Genomic DNA, 19363 nt, shown 5'->3' with positions numbered 1-19363 from the left:
GCTGACACAGCACTCCAGATTCAGCGCGCACTCTTGGAAAAAGCGGGGAGCTTCCCGATATTCGTCTCGTCGTGCTGAATGATGATGCGCGCGCCAAGCTCGACGGCGATCGCAGAGAGACGGTCCATCGAGGCCAGGCTGTCGCTTCTATCCGCATTGAAGGGCGGCACGCCGCGCCGTGCGAACTGCTCGTGAAAATGCACGACATCGCCCGACAGGATGACGGGGCCGGTCTTCGGGAGACGGACCAGCAGGCTCGTCTCGCCTGGCGTGTGGCCGGGCATCTTCAGCATCGTCACGCTGCCGTCGCCAAAGACATCGTAATCGGCGGTGACAGGCGTGACCTCCGCTTTGCCTTCGAGCCAGGATGATAGAAGAGTCGGCTCGACACCGAAGGGCGGCGGCGACGTCTTGAGCGCGTCGAAATCCGCCTTGCCGATCAACAGCCGCGCGCCGGGAAACGAATTTGCCTGCCCGACATGATCGAAGTGATTGTGGCTGATGCCGATCAACGCGATCTGGTCGGGCTTAACGCCGATGCGCGCGAGCTGACTCGAAATATCGACACTCAGCGAGGGAGCAACGGCCGATTTTTCGTCCGGCTTGGCGCCGATGAGGCTCGCGGGCAGCCCAGCGTCCCACAGCATATATTGCGTATCGTGCCGAACGAGATAGCAGCTGTCCGTCAGGCTCCGTTTCTTTCCGCCGTAGGCAAAACTATCAGAGAAGAAGGACAAATCGCGCACCTCGATGCGGCCGCAATCGAGGCGCCACAGTTCGACATCGGCGGCGCGGGCGGTATTGGTGAAGGGCAGCGCAGAGACACAAGCCATCAGCATCAAGATCAGGAATTTCATCAGGATCTCCTCTGGAACGTCGCCGGCAGTCTGACGGCAAAGGGCCTCCCGGGTGGCCCCGAAACGCCAAAGGACGAGCCCGAAACGCTCACTTGCCCGGTTTTTCGCGGCGGCGCTCCGCGCTAACATCCGCCCATGAACATCCATCAAACCTCGCCGGGCGACCGTCTGCGCCGGCGCCTGCTGGCACGCCTCGAAGATTTCCGGGCGCCTGCCGCTTCCGGCGTCCACAGCCATGCCCGCAATCTTTTCTCTTATTGCGCGCTCAAGCGCGAAAGGCTCGCCGCGATCAAACTGCCGCATCCGCTGATCGGCATCGTGCTCAGGGGGCGGAAGGAAGTGTGGCTCGGCGATGTGAGCCAGGCATTTCAACCGGGCTCAGTGATCGTCCTGCCGCGCGATGTGCCGATGGATGTCGTGAACATTCCGGGCGATGGCGGCGTCTATGAATCGCTCATCCTCGAAGTGCCGAAACTGCCCGAAGGGGTGCCACCCCTGACGCTGGCCGAAAGGCTCCGTCGCGAGGCTGTATCGCGCGCTTTCGGCGTCACGCTGACGGACGATCTGGTCGAGGCGCTGAGCCACGCCGCCACGACGATCCGCGCCGAAGAGATGAGCGAGGCGGTGCAGGCGCTGCGCCTTAGAGAGGTGCTGACGCTGCTGCGCCCGTTGCCCTCAGCGCGGTCTTTGTTCAGCGCACCGCTTCACGAGGAGGTGGCGTGGTTGATCAGCAGCTCGCCGTCGCAAGAATGGTCCGTCGCGCGCATGGCCCGCGAGGTCGGTCTCGGCGCCTCGACCTTGCGCCGCAGGCTTGCACAAGAGGGCAGTTCGTTCCGAGCCATCCTCCGCCAGGAACGCCTTCGGGCCGGACAGGCGGCGCTTGCGGCCGGCGCATCGAGCCTTGGCGCGGCCGAAGCCGCAGGCTATGCCTCACGGTCGCATTTCGCGCGACGCTATCGACAGAGCTTCGGCAAAACGCCGAGTGGACGTGGCTTGCGCAAGGCGGTCTGATCAGACCTCACGCTCATTCTTGATTGGCGCATCGGATTATCCGAAAACCGCTGCGCACTTTTCGGTCCGATGCTCTAGCGACCGAACTTGTCGGCGGTGAGCCAGAAGACCTCGCCTTCGCTTTCCTCGGTGTCTAGCCAGAAGAATTCGAGTTCGGGATAGTCGTCTTCCAGGATCTCGCGGCCGCGGCCGATCTCGCAGAGAAGCCCGCCGCTGGGATTGAGATGGCGTGGCGCCTCGGCCAGGATGCGGCGCACGATGTCGAGCCCGTCCTCGCCACCGTCGAGCGCCATGGCCGGCTCATGGCGGAATTCCGGCGGCAGCTCATCCATCGCCTCGGCGTCGACATAGGGTGGGTTGGTGATGATGAGGTCGTAGCGCTCCTCGGCCACCGGCTGGAACAGGTCGCCCTGGAAGAGATTGAGGCGGTCGGCGAAGCCGGACTCCTCGATATTCTGGCGCGCCACCTCTATGGCCTGCGGCGACAATTCGACCGCATCGACCTCGGCATTGGGGAAAACCCGCGCCGCCAGGATGGCGAGGCAGCCGGACCCGGTGCACAGATCGAGCACACGCCCCACCGCGGAGGTGTCGGGCACCAGGGTGAATCCGTCGCCGCCGAAGAGGTCGGAGAACAGCAGCTCGCCGATGAAGGAGCGCGGCACGATGACGCGTTCATCGACGTGGAACGGCACGCCCTGGATATAGGCCTTGCCGGTGAGATAGGCGGACGGCATGCGCCGCGCCACGCGCTCCTCGATGCGCGTCAGGAGCAGTTCGCGCTCAGGGAGCGTGAGACGGGCCTCGGCCCACGGATTGATGTCGTCGACCGGCAAATGCAGGCTTTCGAGGATGAGGAAGGCCGCCTCATCGACCGCTCCGGTGGTGCCCTGGCCGAAGGCCAGGCCCGCCTCGTTGAAACGGCTGACGGCGAAGCGCAGCAGGTCGCGCAAGGTGAAGAGTTCGTCGGCGAAGTTTTTCATGGGACCAGTGCATAGCGGGCCCGCTCGGCCGCGCCAAGGGGGACCACACCTGGCGCGCGCACCGCCGTGCCCCTGCGCCCTGAAGACGCGCTTGCGGGATATTTCCCTGCTTGCATCCGGCCGGGGGGATCGTGCTATTTGTATGACATGAAAAAATCACCGCTCCGCCTCAGGTCCCAGGCCTGGTTCGACAATCCCGACAATATCGACATGACGGCGCTCTATCTCGAGCGCCAGCTCAATTTCGGCTTCACCCGCGAGGAGTTGCAGTCCGGCAAGCCGATCATCGGCATCTCGCAGACGGGATCCGATATCGCGCCCTGCAACCGGGCGCATCTCGAGCTCGCCAAGCGCGTGCGCGACGGCATCACCGCGGCGGGCGGCGTGCCGCTGGAATTCCCGATCCATCCGATCCAAGAGACGCTGAAGCGGCCGACCGCGATGCTCGACCGCAACCTCTCCTATCTGAGCCTGGTCGAGGTCCTGTTCGGCTATCCGATCGACGGCGTGGTGCTGACCATCGGTTGCGACAAGACGACACCGGCGGCGCTCATGGCGGCGGCGACCGTCAATATCCCGGCCATCGCGCTGTCTTCCGGCCCCATGCTCAATGGCTGGTACAACGGACAGCGCACCGGCTCGGGCACGATCATGTGGAAGGCGCGCGAGCTTCTCGCCACCGGCGACATCGACCACGAAGGTTTCGTCGAACTCGTCGCCTCCTCCGCGCCCTCGACCGGCTTCTGCAACACGATGGGCACGGCGACCTCGATGAACTCGCTCGCCGAAGCGCTCGGCATGACGCTGCCCGGGAATGCCGCGATCCCGGCGCCCTATCGCGAGCGCGGCCAGATCGCCTATCATACCGGCCGGCGCATCGTCGACATGGTGCGCGAAGACCTGACACCCGCCAAGATTCTCACCCGCAAGGCGTTCGAGAACGCCATCGCGGTCAATTCGGCGATCGGCGGCTCGACCAACTGCCCGATCCACCTCAACGCCATCGCCCGCCATATCGGCGTCGAGCTCAATGTAGCCGACTGGGAAAAGCACGGCTATGACATTCCGCTGCTCGTCAATCTGCAGCCGGCCGGCGAATATCTGGGCGAGGACTATCATCGCGCCGGCGGTGTGCCCGCCGTCGTCGCCGAGCTCATCAAGGCGAAGCGCATTCATGCGGACGCGCTCACCGTCAATGGCAAGACGATCGGTGAGAACTGCACGGGCAAATTCTCCTCGAACCGCGACGTGATCAAAGCGTATGACGCGCCGATCAAGAAGCATGCCGGCTTCAAGATGCTGAAAGGCAATCTCTTCGACGCGGCGATCATGAAGACGAGCGTGATCTCGGACGAATTCCGCGAGCGCTATCTCTCCGACCCCAAGGATCCCAATGCCTTCGAGGCCAAGGCGATCGTTTTCGACGGGCCTGAGGACTATCACAAGCGCATCGACGATCCGAAACTCGGCATCGATGAGCACACGATCCTGTTCATGCGCGGCACCGGGCCGCTCGGCTATCCGGGTGCGGCGGAAGTCGTCAATATGCGGGCGCCTGGCGCGCTTCTAAAGAAGGGCGTGCATTCGCTGCCTTGCGTCGGCGACGGGCGGCAGTCCGGCACGTCGGGCTCGCCTTCGATCCTCAATGCCTCGCCCGAGGCAGCGGCGGGCGGCGGTCTGGCGCTGCTCAAGGACGGCGACCGGGTGCGCATCGATCTCAACAAGGGCACTGCCGACATCCTGATCTCGAAGGAGGAGCTGGAGAAGCGGCGCGCCGCGCTCAAGGCCAATGGCGGCTACACCAAGATTCCCGAAAGTCAGACGCCCTGGCAGGAGATCTTCCGCGCCAATGTCGAGCAACTGTCGGAAGGCATGGTGCTGAAGCCGGCCGTCAAATATCAGAAGATCGCGCAGTCCAAGGGCCTGCCGCGCGACAATCACTGATGCCGGCCCGCCTCGCCGAGCTCGAGCCGGGGAGCTTCGCGGGCGAGGCGGCGCGCAATTTCGAGAGCGTCAGCGATGCCGGCTTCCGCGCGACATTCAACGCGGTGGGTGCACGGCTGTTGGCACTCGAATTCCCGGATGGCTTCGATGCCGTGGCGGGGCCTGAGCGCATCGAGGACATACTCGAGAGCGAAGTATATGCCGGGGCCATCTGCGGACGCTTCGCCAATCGCATCAGGAAGGGACATGCCGTCATCGCCGGCAAGACGCATCAGCTGACCGTCAACGAGCCGCCCAATCATCTGCATGGCGGGACGATGGCGTTCCACCGCAGGAACTGGGCGGCGGAGATCGTCGAGGATACGCTCGTCTTCTCGCTGGCGTCGCCCGATGGCGATGAAGGCTATCCGGGCGAACTGAGCGTGCGCTGCGTCTATCGCTTCGACGGGCCGACGCTCATCTGCGAGCTCGAGGCGACGACCAGCGAAGCCACCATCGTCAATCTCACCAATCACGCCTACTGGAATCTGTCGGGGGCGGAGACGGTGGCCGACCACTATCTGGAGCTATCAGCCCAGACCTGGACGCCGACCAATGCGGAGCTGATCCCGACGGGCGCCATCAGTTTCGTCTCCGGTACAAATTACGATTTCCGCGAGCCGACATTGCTCGAAGAGGCTTTGGCCGACGGCACCGGCTTTGACAGCAATTTCTGCCTGGAAGGCGAGCGTCACACGCTGCATCACGCCGCAACCTTGTCGGCCGCGGGTCGCGCTTTCGACCTCTTCACCACCGAGCCCGGGTTGCAGCTCTATACGGCCGGCCATCACGGGCCGGGCTTCAAGGGCAAAAAGGGCCAGTCTTTGCGGCGTTTTGGCTCGGTCGCGCTCGAGCCGCAGAACTGGCCGGATGCGCCTAATCAGCCGTCCTTCCCCGCAGCCCTGCTCGCACCCGGCGAGACCTATCGCCACCGCATCGAGTGGCGGTTCAGGGTGGGGTGACCTCTCCGCCCGTTATGGCCGCCCTCGAGGCGGCGATCCAGCCTATCCGTCTAACGGCCGAACGACGTTAAGCCTGGATGGCCGGGTCAAGCCCGGCCATGACGGAGTGGAGTGGCTGCGCAGTCTACACTTGCAGCTCCAGCTTCAGCGTGTTTGCTACACCCACCCGCCGTCGACGGTGAAATCCTGATTGGTGCAGCCCGACGCCTCGTCGGAAGCGAGGAACAGCGCCATGCGGGCGATGTCGATCGGATAGAGTTTCCGCTTGAGGCACTGGTGTTTCATGATCTCCTTCTCGCCCTCGGGCGTGACCCAGAGTTTCAACTGGCGCTCAGTCATGATCCAGCCGGGTGAGATGGTGTTGACGCGAATGTTGTCGGGACCGAGATCGCGCGCCAGCGACCGGGTCAGGCCGGTGACGCCCGATTTCGACGCCGTATAGGCGGCCATGCCGCCCTGGCCGATCTTCCACGAGGTGGAGCCGAGATTGATGATCGAGCCGCCGCCCGCCTTCTGCATCATCGGTATTATGGCCTGGGCGGCGAAGAACTGATGCTTGATGTTGATGGCAATGCGCTGGTCCCAGTAGTCTGGTGTCATCTTGTCCCAGGCATGGCGCTCGTCGTGAGCGGCATTGTTGATGAGGATAGTGATTGGCCCCAGCACGCGCGCGGCTTCGGCGATCGCCGCTTGCAACGCCTTGATGTCGGTGACGTCGCATTGGCCGAACCAGACCTCGCCGGTGAGCCGCGCTTTCAACGCCTCGCCCGGCTCGCTCGCGATGTCGACAAAGGCCACTTTCGCGCCCTGCTTGGCAAATTCCTCGACGAAGGCCGCGCCGATGCCCATGGCGCCGCCGGTGATGAAGACGGTCTTGCCCTTGAGGCTCGGATAGATAGCCGCTGTCATGACTGCTCCCAATTGTATGATGTATAGTGGGGGGTCCGTTGGTTACAGCGAAAGCCGCCGTCATGGCAAGCTTCATCCGGGAGGACGACCCGACATGACCATCGCGCCGATCACACATCCCTATCTCGTGAGCATGGCCGGCTATAATGGCTGGATGAACGGCAAGGTCTATGACGCCGCGGCGCGTCTGCCGAGGGAAGAGATCGCGCGCGACCGCGGCGCCTTCTTCAAATCGATTCTCGGCACGCTCAATCATCTTCTATTCGCCGATCTGGTCTGGCTGGGCCGCTTCAAGGACGGCCGGTCGCGCGTCAGCGGCGAGAGCAACGTCCTGTTGCATGAGGATCTCGCCAACCTGCGCCAGTCGCGCGATGCGCTCGATCTCGAGATCGTCAACTGGGCGAATACGCTCGAGGAGGAATGGCTGGCGCGGCCTTTCACCTTCAAGACGCTGAAGGGCGATGTCGAGTTCACCTTCCCCGCCGCCCTCCTGGTGATCCAGATGTTCAACCACCAGATCCATCATCGCGGCCAGGTCACGACGCTTCTGACGCAGGCCGGCGAGGATGTGGGCGTGACCGATATTCTCGGCCTGCCGGGATTGGAGGAGATGGTGCATCACTCCCTTGCGAAGAGGGGTCAGAGATGGGGGGCAAGGTGAAGGGTGACGATCATTCTCGCGAATTTGCATGACCGAGTTCCCTCCCCCTTGTAGGGAGGGTAATTACCTTCAATGCGCCGCTTCCCAGTTGTCGGCGGCGCGGGCATCGACCTGCAGGGGCACGGCGAGCTTGACGGCCGGTTCCGGCGCCTTCTCCATCACGTCGCGCACCAACTCCTTCACCGCCTCGATCTCGGCATCGACCGCCTCGAAGATGAGCTCGTCATGCACCTGCAGCAGCATGCGGGCGCCGAGACCGGCCTTGGCGAGAGCCGCCGGCATGCGGATCATGGCTCGGCGGATGATGTCGGCCGCCGCCCCCTGGATCGGCGCGTTGATCGAGGCGCGCTCCATGAAAGAACGTTCGGAAGCGTTTGGCGACGTGATGCGCGGGAAATGGCAGCGCCGGCCGAAGATCGTCTCGACATAGCCTTTTTCGCGCGCCCGCTTCTTTGTCTCCTCCATGTAATCACGGATGCCGGGGAAACGCTGGAAATAGGTCTTGATGTAGTTTCCCGCCTCCTCGCGCGAGATGGAGAGCTGGTTGGCGAGGCCGAAGGCCGAGATGCCGTAGATGATGCCGAAATTGATGGCCTTGGCCTGGCGGCGCACCAGAGGATCCATGCCCTTCACCGGCACGCCGAACATTTCCGATGCCGTCATGGCATGGATGTCGAGCCGGTCGGCGAAAGCCTTTCGCAATTGCGGAATGTCGGCGACATGCGCCAGCACGCGCAATTCGATCTGGCTGTAATCGGCGCTGATAAGCTTGGCGCCTTTAGGCGCGATGAAGGCGGCGCGGATACGCCGCCCCTCCTCGGTGCGCACCGGAATGTTCTGCAGATTAGGATCAGTCGAGGCGAGCCGCCCGGTCGAGGTCGCGGCCATCGCGTAGGATGTGTGGACGCGCCCCGTGTCGGGATTGATGAAGCTCGGCAACGCATCCGTATAGGTCGAGCGCAGTTTGGCGAGCTGCCGCCAATCGAGCACCTTGCGGGCGAATTCGATGCCCTGCGTAGCGAGATCCTCGAGCACATCCGAATCGGTGCTCCAGGCGCCCGTCGCGGTCTTGCGCCCGCCCGGCAGGCCCATGCGGCCAAACAGGATGTCGCCCAATTGCTTGGGCGAGCCGATATTGAAGCGCTCGCCGGCGAGCTCATAGACCTGCTTCTCGATGTCGGCGCCTGAAGCGGCGAATTCCCCCGACAGGCGCGCCAGCACGGCGCGGTCGACCAGAATGCCCTCGCGCTCCATATTGGCGAGCACGGGAACAAGCGGACGCTCCAGCGTCTGATAGACGGTGGTCTTGTGCTCGCGCGCCAGGCGCTCCTTGAACAGCATCCACAGGCGCAAGGTGATGTCGGCATCCTCGGCGGCGTAATGGGTGGCGCGGTCGAGCGGCACCTTGTCGAAGGTGACGCCACTCTTGCCGCTCCCTGCGACCTCCTTATAGGCGATCGGCTTATGGCCGAGATGCTTCTCCGACAATTCCTCCATGCCATGGCCGTTGAGGCCGCTTTCGAGCGCATAGGACATCAGCATCGTGTCCTCGATCGAGGCCACCTCGATGCCGAGGCGGCGGAAGATCAGGAGATCGTATTTCAGGTTCTGACCGATCTTGAGGATGGACGGATCCTCCAGCACCGGCTTGAGCAGCGAGACGGCATCGGCGATCGCCAATTGCGTGATCTCGTTGCCTGAAAAATCGAGCCCGTCGCTGGTGCGGTGGCCCACCGGGATGTAGCAGGCCTGGCCGGCATCGACGCTGAGCGAGATGCCGGCGACATTGGCCTGCATCGGATCGAGCGAGGTCGTCTGGGTGTCGAGCGCCACGTAACCTTGCGCACGGATGCGCTCGACCCAGCGCTCGAGCGCATCCTTGCTCGTGACCGTCTTATAGTCATCATATTTGACCGCGAGCGCGCGGAGCCTTTCCGCCAGGGCGCCGGGCACGGGCTTCACATCAGCAGGCGCAGCCGCGGCTGGCTTCGCCTTTTCCGCCTTGGCCGCAGGCCTCGCGGCAGCAGGTGCGGGCGGTGGCGCTCCCTCGACGCCTTCGGGCGGCCAGCCCTTGATCTCGACCGCGATGGCCTCGATCGCCGCCGCATCGGCCTCGAGATCGGCGGCGACACGACGCATGAGCGAGGAGAATTCCATCGTCTTGCAAAAGCCGATCAGATCGGCGGCACGGGGCTCGTCGACGAGGAACGTATCGAGCTTGTGATCGACCGGCACATTCTGCTCGAGCGTCACGAGCTGCTTGGAGATGCGCGCCTGGTCGGCATATTGGATGAGGCTTTCGCGCCGCTTCGGCTGCTTGATCTCGGCGGCGCGCGCCAGGAGATCCTCGAGCGAGCCATATTCGGTGATGAGCTGGGCGCCGGTCTTGACCCCGATGCCCGGCACGCCCGGCACGTTGTCGACCGAATCGCCGGCAAGCGCCTGGACGTCGATGACCTTGTCGGGCGCCACGCCGAACTTCTCCAGCACCTCGGCCTCGCCGAGTTCCTTATCCTTCATCGTGTCATAGAGCGCCACGCCCTTGCGCACGAGCTGCATGAGGTCCTTGTCGGAGGAGACGATGCGCACCGTGGCGCCGACCTCGGCGGCTTGGCGCGCATAGGTGGCGATGAGATCGTCGGCCTCGAAATCATCCTGCTCGACGCAGGCGACGTTGAAGGCGCGGGTGGCCTGGCGGATGAGGCCGAATTGCGGGATGAGGTCGGCCGGCGGATCGGGCCGGTGCGCCTTGTAGTCGGGATAGATGCGCTTGCGGAAGGTCTGTTCCGACTTGTCGAAGATGACCGCGAGGTGCGTGGGCTTTTCGCCCGCCTTCATGTCCTTGAGCAGCTTCCACAGCATGTTGCAGAAGCCCTGGACGGCGCCGACAGGCAGGCCGTCGCTCTTGCGCGTCAAGGGCGGCAAGGCATGATAGGCGCGAAAAATATAACCGGAGCCGTCGATCAGATAGACATGATCGCCGGATTTGAGGGGGCGATGTTGGGACATGCCCCATAATGCCACCCTCTCTCTTACGCTTCCAGTCTTCCCGGCTGACTGCTGACAAGTTCTGACTTACGCAGGGTCGCAGGCAGGCGCGCCCATTGCGGGCGGATGAAGAGGAAGCTCAGAGGTGTCTTGCGCACCGCGAGATAGAGGAGCACCGGCCCCGCGACGCCCGCCAGGGTGACGATGAGCGAGACGAGGGCCAGATCGTCGACGAGGCCGGTCTTGAGCAGCACGGTGCGGGTGGCGGCCATGAACATGAAGAAGGCGAGATAGATGACGATGGATTGCTGGCCGCAATAGCGGATGACGCCGGCGAGCTTGACGCGCGCCAGGAGAACGCTCGCCGAGATGACGGCGCTGGCGCCGATGAAGCCCAAGGCGAGGCCGATGCCCGGCAGATGCGACCAGCCCCTAACCACCAATATGCCATTGATGGCGCCCCAGGCGAGGAGGCCGGCCAGGATGGCGAGCGGGTTGAGGCCGCCGACCTCGCGGGCGAAAGCGAAGATGTGCGGCGCCAGCCAGTAGCCGGCGAAGAAATAGACGAAGCGGCCGGCGAATTCGTCGATAACGAGCCAGCCGGTCTCGATCGGCGCCATTTCGAGCACAGCGGCCACCGCGAAGACGAGAAGCGGGGGAAAGCGGCGCAGGGCCTTGGCGGCGACGAAGAAGATGGCGAGCAGATAGATGAACCACAAGGTGCCGAAGGGTTGGACGAAGCCCAGGCCATAGGCCTGAAGGGCGGCGAGCGGTCCCTCCGCCTGGATGATGCCCCAGCTCTTCATGCCGTATTGGATGGTCATCCACAGGATGTAGAAATAGGCGAAGTGCAACAGCTTGGTGTCGAGATAGGTGCGCCAGGGGCGGTCGATGCGGGCGGCGAGAAACAGGCCCGAAATCAGGAAGAAGTCCGGCATGCGGAAGGGCCTCGCCCATTCGATGAAGCCGTTGAGCCATGACAGCTCGCCGGCCGCCTTTTCGACGCCGAGCGTCGAATGCATCATGACGACCAGAATGATACAGATGCCCTTGGCGTAATCGACCCAGTCGATCCGCGTTGCCGCCGATGAAGTAGCCCCCGTCAACATGTCGCCTCTCTCCCTGTGCCACCGCGGCACGGACTTTGCCCTGTCCTCGCAAAGTCTATGCCGAAGGGCCTTAACCAATGCCCCTGCTGGTGGTTGGACTATCGCATGCGCAGTTTTCCAACCGGGAGTTGCCTCTCCAATTCTCCCTCCTCTCCCCTCCGATAAAGAGCCCTCATCCGGCCTTCGGCCACCTTCTCCCATTGCTTCGCAACAGGCGAAGGGGAAAGCTGGCGGCCGGCGCATTGGCATGCTCAGATGCGGCATGGACCAGTTGCGGGTGGCGACACCGGAAGACCGGGCGAAAGTGAGCGAATTGCTGGGCCTCTCCTACGCGGCGCTGATGGCGGAGGCCTATCCGGCCGACCTTCTGGTGCGAGCTCTGCCCTCGATCACGAAGGCCAATCTCACCCTTCTCGCGTCGGGGCGTTATGCGGTGATCGAGGAGGAAACAGGCCGGCTCGTCGCCTGTGGCGGCTGGAGCGTCGATCGGCCCGGCTCACACGAGGTGATGCCGGGCCTCGCCCATATAAGGCATTTCGCTGTCCATCCCGAGAGAGTCCGGCACGGACTGGGGCGCCGGCTTTACGCATGGTGCGAAGACGCCGCTCGCGCCGCCGGGATGACGGCATTCGAGTGCCATGCGAGCCTGAATGCCGAAGGCTTCTACCGGGCGCTCGGCTTCGCCCGCAGCCGGGAGATGAGCCTGCAGCTGACCGCGGACGTGACGCTCCCGGCCATCGAGATGAAATCCAGCCTGCTCTATTCGGAAAGCCTGCCGCCGCGATGAGAGAGCGACATCGCCGCCCGATAGGCGGTCGGCGAGCGTTTGCCGGGCATGTTCGCTTCAAGCACGATCTCGTCGACGAAGCCCTGGTTGATCTCGACCTCGACGCATTGATCGAGCTTGTCGACCAGCCAGACGCGATAGCCTTCGTCATATTTGGCGTCATAGCCCGAATCGTCATCGGGGATGCGGCCGACCAGCGGCTGTGACGGCACGAGCATGATCTTCGGCTTGGGGAATTCATAAGTATGCCCTTCATAGGCATAGCCGAACATGATGCCGGAGGAGAGCGTGCTCTCACCCTTCGATTCGGAGCCCAGATAGACGGTGCCGAACAGCTTCATGGTCAATCCCAGCTGGTAGGTACTGCCGACCGGGATGACGATCGGTCCGGGCCACGCCGCGCGGGCTTCGAGGGTCTGGCGTTTCGGATCCTTCCGCAAGGCCTTCAGGACCTCGATCACATGATCGATGTCCTGCCTGGCTTTGTCGGGCTCGCTGAGATCAATACGGATATTCGCCGCGCCGTCGAAAGACGAAATGGCCGCCTTCGGTCCACTGAAGACAAGCCCCGGCTTGCCGGGAATGCCGTAGAGGCGGACCTGCGTCGGGTTATAGTGGCCGTCGGCATTGGTCGGCTCGTTCGTGGCATTCGCCGAAGTATAGGTCGGTCTGTGATAGTCGTCACTCATGGCCTTCTCCCTGAAACTGCCCTCACAAAATCTCTCGCCAGCGGAAATTGGTCTCGAAGCGCTGAGCCAGCGCCGCCGATTGCGCGGCGCCGCGATCGCATAGAATGTCGGCGGCCCCCATGAAGCTGAGCGCGTTCGGGTCGAGGCGCGGCCAGGTCTGTGCCAAAGCCAGCGCCACCTCGTCACGCGCTTCGATGAGCGCCGTCTTGAACAGATAGGGCCTGGCCCGGAAGGCCTCGGCGGTGAATTGCGAGATGGACCGCATCTGGGCTGCGTCGACCTCGCGGATGTCGATCTCGACCAGCGCCTCGTCGGCGAGGCCGCGTTCGGCAAGGCGCCAGTGGAAGCCGTCGACGATGGTGTCGAAGACGGCGCCGGTGAAGGGCCGCGAGCGGTCATGGATCTCGCCCGTCACCTCGCTCAGGCGACGGGCATTGCTGGCGAGACGGATCTGGCGGTCGCCGGTCAGCTCGGCGATGCGGTTGAGCTCGTTGAGGACGAGAAGATTGCCCTGGCAATGGCGCAGCAGACGGTCCAGGCCGGAATCGAAATGCATGAAGGAGATGAGCGAGATCAGATCGGCATTGGCCTCGTGGAAGGCGCCGAAATCGCCATCGCCGAAGCCGCTCTCCGCCACGCCGTAAAGCGAGAACAGGATGGCGTGGCCGACCTCATGGGCGATGACATCGAAATTGAGGGCGAAGGGCGAAGCCTCGCCATTGCCGTCGCGGTCGACGCCGAGCTCGAGGAAGCCGAAGCCCGACTGGGCGTTGCGCCATTCGACCCAGGGGATGATCTCGAGCCGCTCATAGGTGTCGGCGAAATACCACGAGATCTCGCGGCCGAGAAAACTCTCGAAGATATCGAGGACGCGCTGCGCCGAGGCGAAGGCATGCGCCGCGATGAATTGCCGGCTGCCGGGCTGAAGCTGATCGAAATGGCCGTCGGGCCCGGCCTCGGCCGGCGGATGCGTCGCGCCAACAAAAGGGGGAAGATAGGGAAATTCGTAAGGCTCCTTCTCCAGGAGCGGGTCGCGCACATACATGCGCCGGTTGGCGGGGCCGGGTTGCAGCCGGTCGGGCGGCGTCGAGATCCAGACCGGCTCGGGCTTGTCATAACCCGACAGATAGGGGGCTTGCGGATAAAGGAGGAAACGGCAGCCGAGCCCGGAGGACGCCCCATCCTCTTCGGTGACCGACAAATCTCCGTTCTGGCGCCTCATGGCACAAACCTACCATGGGGAAAGTCGGTTGGGAATGTGGCATCGTCCGGCAGCGGGATTTTCGCATGCTCGAGGTCGCGCACGAAATTGGTCGTCCACACGAACTTGTTCCGGCGCGGCGGCGGGTTGACCTTGCCGAGATGGCGCAGTGCCGCGACGGCGTCCTGTTTCTTCTGTTCGACAAGACAGGCCGCCAGCCGGCCCGCCTCGAGCCGGCCCGCGGCGGCGACATTGGCCAAGGTGCGGTCGCGGAAATTGAGCGCGCGCGCCTGCTTCTCCAGCAGGGATCGCTGGCCGGCGTCGATGACCCCCAACCGGCTGCCGCGCCTGATCGTCATCAGAAGGTCGATCAGAGCGACGGTGAGCGCCTGGGCTCCGAGCTCCGGTGGCGTGTGCACTACCGCAACAGCATCATCGGGGGCGCCCGGCCAGCGCCGGTACCAGCGATAGATGAGGCCGACACCGACCATGCCGAAGCGATCGAGCTCGGCCGCCCTGAGCGCGCCCATGCTCGCGGCCCCCAGAACCGCGATGCCCCGGTCGAGCGCCCACAGGATTTCCTTGTGCCGGACGGCCGGTTCGGACTGGAACACACCGTCGATGATCAGGATGGCGCTGGCATCGTGGCGGCGCACCGCGGTCAAGATCGCGCCTTGCGTGGCGGGTGGAAGATAGACGGCATCGGCGATATTACTTGCCTCCGCCACCGAAAGCGTCGGACCTAGAAAGACGACCGGCAACGGCGCTGTCATGCGATCACGCCTCGTCCAAAGGGGCGAGATCGGGAACGAGAACCTTGACGGCCGCGAGATCGGCAAAGGGCGCGGTCTCGAGATCGACGACGAGGATGGATGAAAGTCCCAGCTCCAGGAGACGGGCGAGCCAGTCCTCCCCTGTCCCGGTGAAGAGGGACTCGAAGCGCATCGGGCGCGGGCCGTCGCGCAGCAACCGGCGATGCGCCTCGATCATGTCCCAGTCGGGATAGCGCGGATAGGAAAGCCGCGTGATGTCCTCGCGCGCCCCCGATATCGCGGCAAGGCGCGCCTGCGCCGCTTCCCTGATGGCGCGGCAGGCCGCCCTGGCTGGATCGAGGCCGGCGGCGGAGCCTTCGGCGGGAAAGGGAATGAGCGTGCCGCTCTGCGAATCCGCTTCGAGCAGATGGCACCAGATGACCGGGACGCCGCCAAATGCTTCAGCCTGCCAGAGCCCGGCCAGAAGGCCGGCGCCCTCCACCTTCTCCAAAAGATCGTTGAGATCCCGGTCCGCGATGGTGGCGGGATCGATACGGCGGCGCTGGAAGAAGCCGTGGGTCGCTTGCGCGCGTGACAGCGCGTCGCGCTCGAAACATTCGAGCAGGCCATGCAGCACCGCGTCGTGACGTGTGCCCGCCACCGCAAGGCCGCTGGTTGAGGCCTTGAACCAGGCATCCTGCCGGTCGGGCGGGTGGACATAGGCGGTGTGGACGAGGCCCATCGGAATGTACGCCTTCGAAGAGGAGACCAGGTCCTCGGCGTCGACCCAGGCGATGTTCTGGCCTTGCCAGGATGGCGGGCAGTCTTCCGTCAGATGGCGCGCGAATGTGGCGGGAGCGACGGCGAGAGCCTCCGCCGCGGCGGTCGTCGCCGTGAAATGCGCGACGCGTTCGGCGAAGAAACATTCCGCCGCTTCGAGAATGGCCGAAAGGGCGGCGACTTCCACCGTGGCGCCCTTGCCCTGGCTCACGGAATTGGACAGCGACAGCGGCCGCGCCGCCTGCATGACGGGAATGCCGATGCGGTCGAGGCCGGTGATGTCGCCGAGCCGCGTGATTCCCAAGTCTCCGAGGCGCTGCAGAAGGCTGCGCAATAACTCCGGCGCCGCAGGCCCGATGCGGCCGTCGCGGTCACCTCGATGCATCGGGCGGTGGTTCGGGATGGGCGAAGAGAATGCTGTCCGGCTCCACCATCTTTTCCGCCTCGTGGACATGCGGGCGGTAGCGTTCCAGAAGCTCCTGCGAGAAGCCCAGGGCCACGACGGTGCGATAGGTGCTGATCAGCAAGGTGACGGCTTTCTGCTCGAGCGCGATGCGCAAGGCGCTCTCGGCGGCGTCCATCAGGAGTTCGGGTGCCGCCCCGATCTGCGCCAGAAGCCGCAAGCGGCGGTGATGCAGTTGCGCCAGCCAGTAGGTATGGCCGCTTTCCTCGACCGCGGCGACCGCGGCGGCGACGTGCCGCAAGCCTTCCTCGGCATCACCGGCGAGGCCCAGCACCTCGGCCAGCATCTCGTTATAGACGGGTAGATCCTCGGGCGTGTCGACCTTGGCCTGAAGGGCGAGCCCCTCTTCCATCATGACGCGGCCGGCGCGCGGATCCGCGGTGACGCCGAGGCTCCAGCCGTCGAAGATCATGGTCTTCGCCAGGAGCGCCGGCAGGCCATGCCGTTCGGCGAGTTCGCGCATACGCGCCATGATGACGGCGAGCGCCTCGAAATCGCGCCGGTAGCGATGCAGCATGGCGGCGATGTCATAGGCATGCGCCAAGCTGCCGAGATGGCTGATCTTTTCAGCCCAGGCGACCGATTGCTCCACCGAGTCCACGGCTTCACTGCCCTGCCCGGTCATCCACAGCGACAAGCCGCGCTGGCCGAGGCCGCAGACCTTGGCGTCATGGCCGCCGAACAGCGTGAAATTCTCCGCTCCCCGGCCTTCGTCATAAATCGCCATGCCGGCATCAACGGCCTCGATGCAGGTCTCGTGGTGGCCGACATTAAAATCGATGGCCCAGACGCAATGGCGCGTCTGCAGCTGGACCTCGGCATCGTCGACATCCTTGAGATCGGCGAAGATGGCGCGGGTGCGGCCGAGCCAGGCGGTGAAATCGGGTGCGGTGAACCACCAGCCCCAATAAACCGGGAAGAGCTTGGGTTGATCCTCCGGCCGCTGGCGCCGCGCCAGCGCCACGCCTTGCTCGTAAAGCTCAGCGGCGCGCGGCGACTTCTTGCCCTCGATGCCGGTGAGCACCGGACACAGCGCCGCGATGACCGCGAGCTTGAGCCGGTCCTGGTCCTCAGGCTCGGCGGCGTCCACCAGCGCCAAAGCATGGTCGAGCAGCTGCTTCGCCTCGGCCAGCGCCGAATGGGCGGAGTTCTCCTTGCCGGCCTCGACATAGGCGCCGATCGCCTCGTCGATGAAGCCGGCGCGCTCGGCATGGTCGGCGAGCGCCGAGGAGCCGATCCAGGGGGCGAGATCGCGGTTGTCGGTGACGAGATGGAAGATGCGGCCATGCACGGCCTGGCGCGTCTTGCGCAGGAGGCTGTTGTAGATCGTGTCCTGGATCAAGGCATGGCGGAAGGAATAGGACGGGTAGCCGGGGATGCGGTTGCGCAACAGGATGCCGGCATCGCCCAAGGCCTTCAGCGAATCGAGGATGATGCCGGTATCGAGGTCCGGCAGGACGCCGCAGAGCAGCGAGAAATCGACATCGCGGCCGGCGACCGCTGCATAACGCGCGATATCCGCCGCGGGGCCGAGATTGGCGAGCCTGGCCGCCAGGATGCTCTCCAGCGCGGCACCGCGCGCCATGGTGGTGCTCCTGGTCAGGGTTTCGGTCACCGTGCCCTGATTCTCGCTCATCCACTGGCTGAGCTCCTCGACGAAGAGCGGATTGCCGTTGGTGAGATCATGGATGGGCTCAAGCAGCGCCTTGGGCAGGAGTTGTGCGGCTTCCGGCCAGCTCTGCTCCAAGGCCTGGCGCGTCGCCTCGCGGTCAAGCGCTGTGAGCGCGATGAGGCTGGTCTCGCCATTACCGGGGCGCAGCTGGGGATCGAATTTACGTGAGGTGACAATGAGCAGCACGGGATGGTTGGCCACGCGCCGCGCCAGCGCCGCCAGGATCATCGATGATGTCGGGTCGATCCAATGGGCGTCTTCGATGGCGATGAGGAGCGGGCCGTCGGCGGCGAGCTTGGCGAGGCAGTATTCGGCGGCCTCGATCACCTTCTCGCGGATGGCTTCCGGCGAGGCGCCCTTGAGGCCCAGATCGCCGGCATCCTCAGCACCTAAGAGAAAGGAGAACAGGGCCGTCACCTCACGGTCGGTGATGCCCTGGCGACGAAACAGCGCCTCGACGCGGGCGGCCGTGATGCGGCGCCCGGCCTGGCCGGCATTCTGGGTCAAGGCCTGGAGCAGCGGATGCAAGGTCTCATTCACGCCGCCCGGCGCGCATTGGAAGAGGAGCAGGCGGCGCCTTGTCGGGCGGGCGGCCTTGCGGATCTCATGCAGGAGGCGGGACTTGCCGATGCCGGCCTCGCCTTCGAGGAGGAGGACATTGCCGTGGCCGGCCAGCGCTTTTTCCCAGCAGGCGAGCGACTGCGCGAATTCGCGGTCGCGCCCGACGATGCGGGCCCTGAGCTTGCCGAAGGCGAAGAAGCGGTCGAGCTGGATTTTATGGCGCAGCGCCTGCCAGGCGCTTTCCGGCTCGAAGCCTTTCAGCGTCTGCTTGCCGAGGAAGCGGAAGGAGAAGGAGCGCCCCGCCAGCTGGCGGGTGAGCTGCGAGACGACGACAGCGTTGGGCCGCGCTACCGTCTGCAGCCTGGCGGCCAGTGCCGGGGCGACGCCGGTGACTCTTTCCGGCGTGAGGCTGCCCTGGCCGGCCGGGGCCTGGGCGATGATGGCCATCGAGGTGGCGACGCCAATGCGCACTTCGAGGGGGATGGCGCCGCGCCCGGCCGAGCGCTTCTGGCAGGCTTCGATGAAAGCGAGGCCGGCTTCGACAGCGAGGGAAGCGGTGTCCTTGGGGTCGGTGGGCGAGGCGAAGATCGCCATGCCGCCATCGCCATAGGTATCGGCGATGACGCCGCGGTTGCGGGTGACCGCCTCGGCCGCGGCGGCGTGGAAGGCGGTCATCAGGTCCTGATAGTCCTCGAGATCGAGGCGGCGCATGAGGTCGGTGGACTGGACGAGGTCGTAGCACAAAGCGGTGACCTGCCGGCGTTCGCCGGCGGAGGCCAAATCCGCCTTGCCCGACCGCGCTTGCGCGGCCGGTCCTGGTTTAGATGGTCTAGCCGCCATCGGATCCCCAAACACTATCTTGGGCGTAAGGTAGCACCGGATGCGGGAAGGGGAACCCTCAATCAGGGATATGTATGAGGTGACAGGGGCGGGGGTCTTGTTCGCCCCGAAATCCGGCTCGGGTCGACGGGGCCGCTTGTCAGGCGGCTGCGGCA

Annotated in this window: 15 protein-coding genes; 5 read left to right on the top strand and 10 right to left on the bottom strand. The window is 64.7% G+C overall.

Translation table 11 applies throughout. The annotated features are described in order from the left end of the window. Window positions 1-20: 20 nt before the first annotated feature. Window positions 21-857 carry an N-acyl homoserine lactonase family protein gene (locus G5V57_RS11710; RefSeq protein ID WP_246737596.1) on the bottom strand — a complete coding sequence of 279 codons (837 nt, stop codon included), beginning with the start codon at window positions 855-857 and terminating at the stop codon, window positions 21-23. A 135-nt stretch (window positions 858-992) separates the two neighbouring features. Between G5V57_RS11710 and G5V57_RS11705 the strand changes: the two genes are divergently transcribed. Continuing rightward, window positions 993-1868 carry an AraC family transcriptional regulator gene (locus G5V57_RS11705; protein ID WP_165167687.1) on the top strand — a complete coding sequence of 292 codons (876 nt, stop codon included), beginning with the start codon at window positions 993-995 and terminating at the stop codon, window positions 1866-1868. A 74-nt stretch (window positions 1869-1942) separates the two neighbouring features. On the opposite strand, the gene prmB is transcribed toward G5V57_RS11705, so the two are convergent. Continuing rightward, window positions 1943-2851 carry a 50S ribosomal protein L3 N(5)-glutamine methyltransferase gene (gene prmB / locus G5V57_RS11700; RefSeq protein WP_165167686.1) on the bottom strand — a complete coding sequence of 303 codons (909 nt, stop codon included), beginning with the start codon at window positions 2849-2851 and terminating at the stop codon, window positions 1943-1945. Window positions 2852-2998: 147 nt separating this feature from the next. Between prmB and G5V57_RS11695 the strand changes: the two genes are divergently transcribed. Together G5V57_RS11695 and G5V57_RS11690 are read left to right on the top strand one after the other, a co-directional pair. Further along, window positions 2999-4795 (top strand): IlvD/Edd family dehydratase, encoded by a 1797-nt coding sequence (locus G5V57_RS11695; protein WP_165167685.1) that lies wholly within the window; start codon window positions 2999-3001, stop codon window positions 4793-4795. Continuing rightward, window positions 4795-5796 carry an aldose epimerase family protein gene (locus G5V57_RS11690; protein WP_165167684.1) on the top strand — a complete coding sequence of 334 codons (1002 nt, stop codon included), beginning with the start codon at window positions 4795-4797 and terminating at the stop codon, window positions 5794-5796. The genes G5V57_RS11695 and G5V57_RS11690 overlap by 1 nt, the downstream gene beginning before the upstream one ends. 156 nt (window positions 5797-5952) lie before the next feature. Here the strand turns inward: G5V57_RS11690 and G5V57_RS11685 are convergent, their stop codons facing one another. Continuing rightward, window positions 5953-6705 (bottom strand): SDR family NAD(P)-dependent oxidoreductase, encoded by a 753-nt coding sequence (locus G5V57_RS11685; protein WP_165167683.1) that lies wholly within the window; start codon window positions 6703-6705, stop codon window positions 5953-5955. Window positions 6706-6799: 94 nt separating this feature from the next. Here G5V57_RS11685 and G5V57_RS11680 point away from each other — a divergent pair, with 94 nt between their 5' ends. Next, entirely contained in the window at window positions 6800-7366 is a 567-nt protein-coding gene (locus tag G5V57_RS11680) for a DinB family protein (protein WP_165167682.1), read from the top strand. Between the two features lie 69 nt (window positions 7367-7435). Here the strand turns inward: G5V57_RS11680 and polA are convergent, their stop codons facing one another. Both polA and G5V57_RS11670 read right to left on the bottom strand, forming a co-directional pair. After that, on the bottom strand, window positions 7436-10375 hold the full coding sequence (gene polA / locus G5V57_RS11675; RefSeq protein WP_165167681.1) for a DNA polymerase I: 2940 nt from the start codon (window positions 10373-10375) through the stop codon (window positions 7436-7438). Between the two features lie 23 nt (window positions 10376-10398). Further along, on the bottom strand, window positions 10399-11463 hold the full coding sequence (locus G5V57_RS11670; protein ID WP_165167680.1) for an acyltransferase family protein: 1065 nt from the start codon (window positions 11461-11463) through the stop codon (window positions 10399-10401). 247 nt (window positions 11464-11710) lie between these two features. On the opposite strand from G5V57_RS11670, the gene G5V57_RS11665 reads away from it, so the two are divergent. After that, window positions 11711-12250 carry a GNAT family N-acetyltransferase gene (locus G5V57_RS11665; RefSeq protein ID WP_165167679.1) on the top strand — a complete coding sequence of 180 codons (540 nt, stop codon included), beginning with the start codon at window positions 11711-11713 and terminating at the stop codon, window positions 12248-12250. Here the strand turns inward: G5V57_RS11665 and G5V57_RS11660 are convergent. From G5V57_RS11660 to G5V57_RS11640, 5 genes are read right to left on the bottom strand one after another with little or no spacing between them, the layout of a single operon-like run. After that, entirely contained in the window at window positions 12223-12939 is a 717-nt protein-coding gene (locus G5V57_RS11660) for a hypothetical protein (protein WP_165167678.1), read from the bottom strand. The genes G5V57_RS11665 and G5V57_RS11660 overlap by 28 nt on opposite strands. Before the next feature lie 22 nt (window positions 12940-12961). After that, a complete protein-coding gene (locus tag G5V57_RS11655) occupies window positions 12962-14161 on the bottom strand; it encodes a hypothetical protein (protein WP_165167677.1) in 1200 nt (399 codons plus the stop codon). Beyond that, window positions 14158-14913: a TfuA-like protein gene (locus G5V57_RS11650; RefSeq protein ID WP_165167676.1), complete on the bottom strand. Its 756-nt coding sequence runs from the start codon at window positions 14911-14913 to the stop codon at window positions 14158-14160. The genes G5V57_RS11655 and G5V57_RS11650 overlap by 4 nt, the downstream gene beginning before the upstream one ends. Before the next feature lie 4 nt (window positions 14914-14917). Continuing rightward, window positions 14918-16057 (bottom strand): YcaO-like family protein, encoded by a 1140-nt coding sequence (locus G5V57_RS11645; protein ID WP_165167675.1) that lies wholly within the window; start codon window positions 16055-16057, stop codon window positions 14918-14920. Continuing rightward, window positions 16044-19208, bottom strand: a complete 3165-nt coding sequence (locus G5V57_RS11640) for an AAA family ATPase (protein WP_165167674.1) — start codon at window positions 19206-19208, stop codon at window positions 16044-16046. Before G5V57_RS11640 ends, G5V57_RS11645 begins: the two co-directional genes overlap by 14 nt. Window positions 19209-19363 lie beyond the last annotated feature (155 nt).

It is taken from the genome of Nordella sp. HKS 07, from assembly GCF_011046735.1.
Taxonomy (GTDB): Bacteria; Pseudomonadota; Alphaproteobacteria; order Rhizobiales; family Aestuariivirgaceae; genus Taklimakanibacter.
The sequence above is the reverse complement of the archived record's forward strand: the minus strand, read 5'-3'. Positions and strand labels throughout refer to the sequence as shown.

Coding starts and splice junctions, on each gene's coding strand:
- G5V57_RS11710 (WP_246737596.1), bottom strand. CDS start 857: ATGAAATTCCTGATCTTGATGCTGATGGCTTGTGTCTCTGCGCTGCCC.
- G5V57_RS11705 (WP_165167687.1), top strand. CDS start 993: ATGAACATCCATCAAACCTCGCCGGGCGACCGTCTGCGCCGGCGCCTG.
- prmB (WP_165167686.1), bottom strand. CDS start 2,851: ATGAAAAACTTCGCCGACGAACTCTTCACCTTGCGCGACCTGCTGCGC.
- G5V57_RS11695 (WP_165167685.1), top strand. CDS start 2,999: ATGAAAAAATCACCGCTCCGCCTCAGGTCCCAGGCCTGGTTCGACAAT.
- G5V57_RS11690 (WP_165167684.1), top strand. CDS start 4,795: ATGCCGGCCCGCCTCGCCGAGCTCGAGCCGGGGAGCTTCGCGGGCGAG.
- G5V57_RS11685 (WP_165167683.1), bottom strand. CDS start 6,705: ATGACAGCGGCTATCTATCCGAGCCTCAAGGGCAAGACCGTCTTCATC.
- G5V57_RS11680 (WP_165167682.1), top strand. CDS start 6,800: ATGACCATCGCGCCGATCACACATCCCTATCTCGTGAGCATGGCCGGC.
- polA (WP_165167681.1), bottom strand. CDS start 10,375: ATGTCCCAACATCGCCCCCTCAAATCCGGCGATCATGTCTATCTGATC.
- G5V57_RS11670 (WP_165167680.1), bottom strand. CDS start 11,463: ATGTTGACGGGGGCTACTTCATCGGCGGCAACGCGGATCGACTGGGTC.
- G5V57_RS11665 (WP_165167679.1), top strand. CDS start 11,711: ATGCTCAGATGCGGCATGGACCAGTTGCGGGTGGCGACACCGGAAGAC.
- G5V57_RS11660 (WP_165167678.1), bottom strand. CDS start 12,939: ATGAGTGACGACTATCACAGACCGACCTATACTTCGGCGAATGCCACG.
- G5V57_RS11655 (WP_165167677.1), bottom strand. CDS start 14,161: ATGAGGCGCCAGAACGGAGATTTGTCGGTCACCGAAGAGGATGGGGCG.
- G5V57_RS11650 (WP_165167676.1), bottom strand. CDS start 14,913: ATGACAGCGCCGTTGCCGGTCGTCTTTCTAGGTCCGACGCTTTCGGTG.
- G5V57_RS11645 (WP_165167675.1), bottom strand. CDS start 16,057: ATGCATCGAGGTGACCGCGACGGCCGCATCGGGCCTGCGGCGCCGGAG.
- G5V57_RS11640 (WP_165167674.1), bottom strand. CDS start 19,208: ATGGCGGCTAGACCATCTAAACCAGGACCGGCCGCGCAAGCGCGGTCG.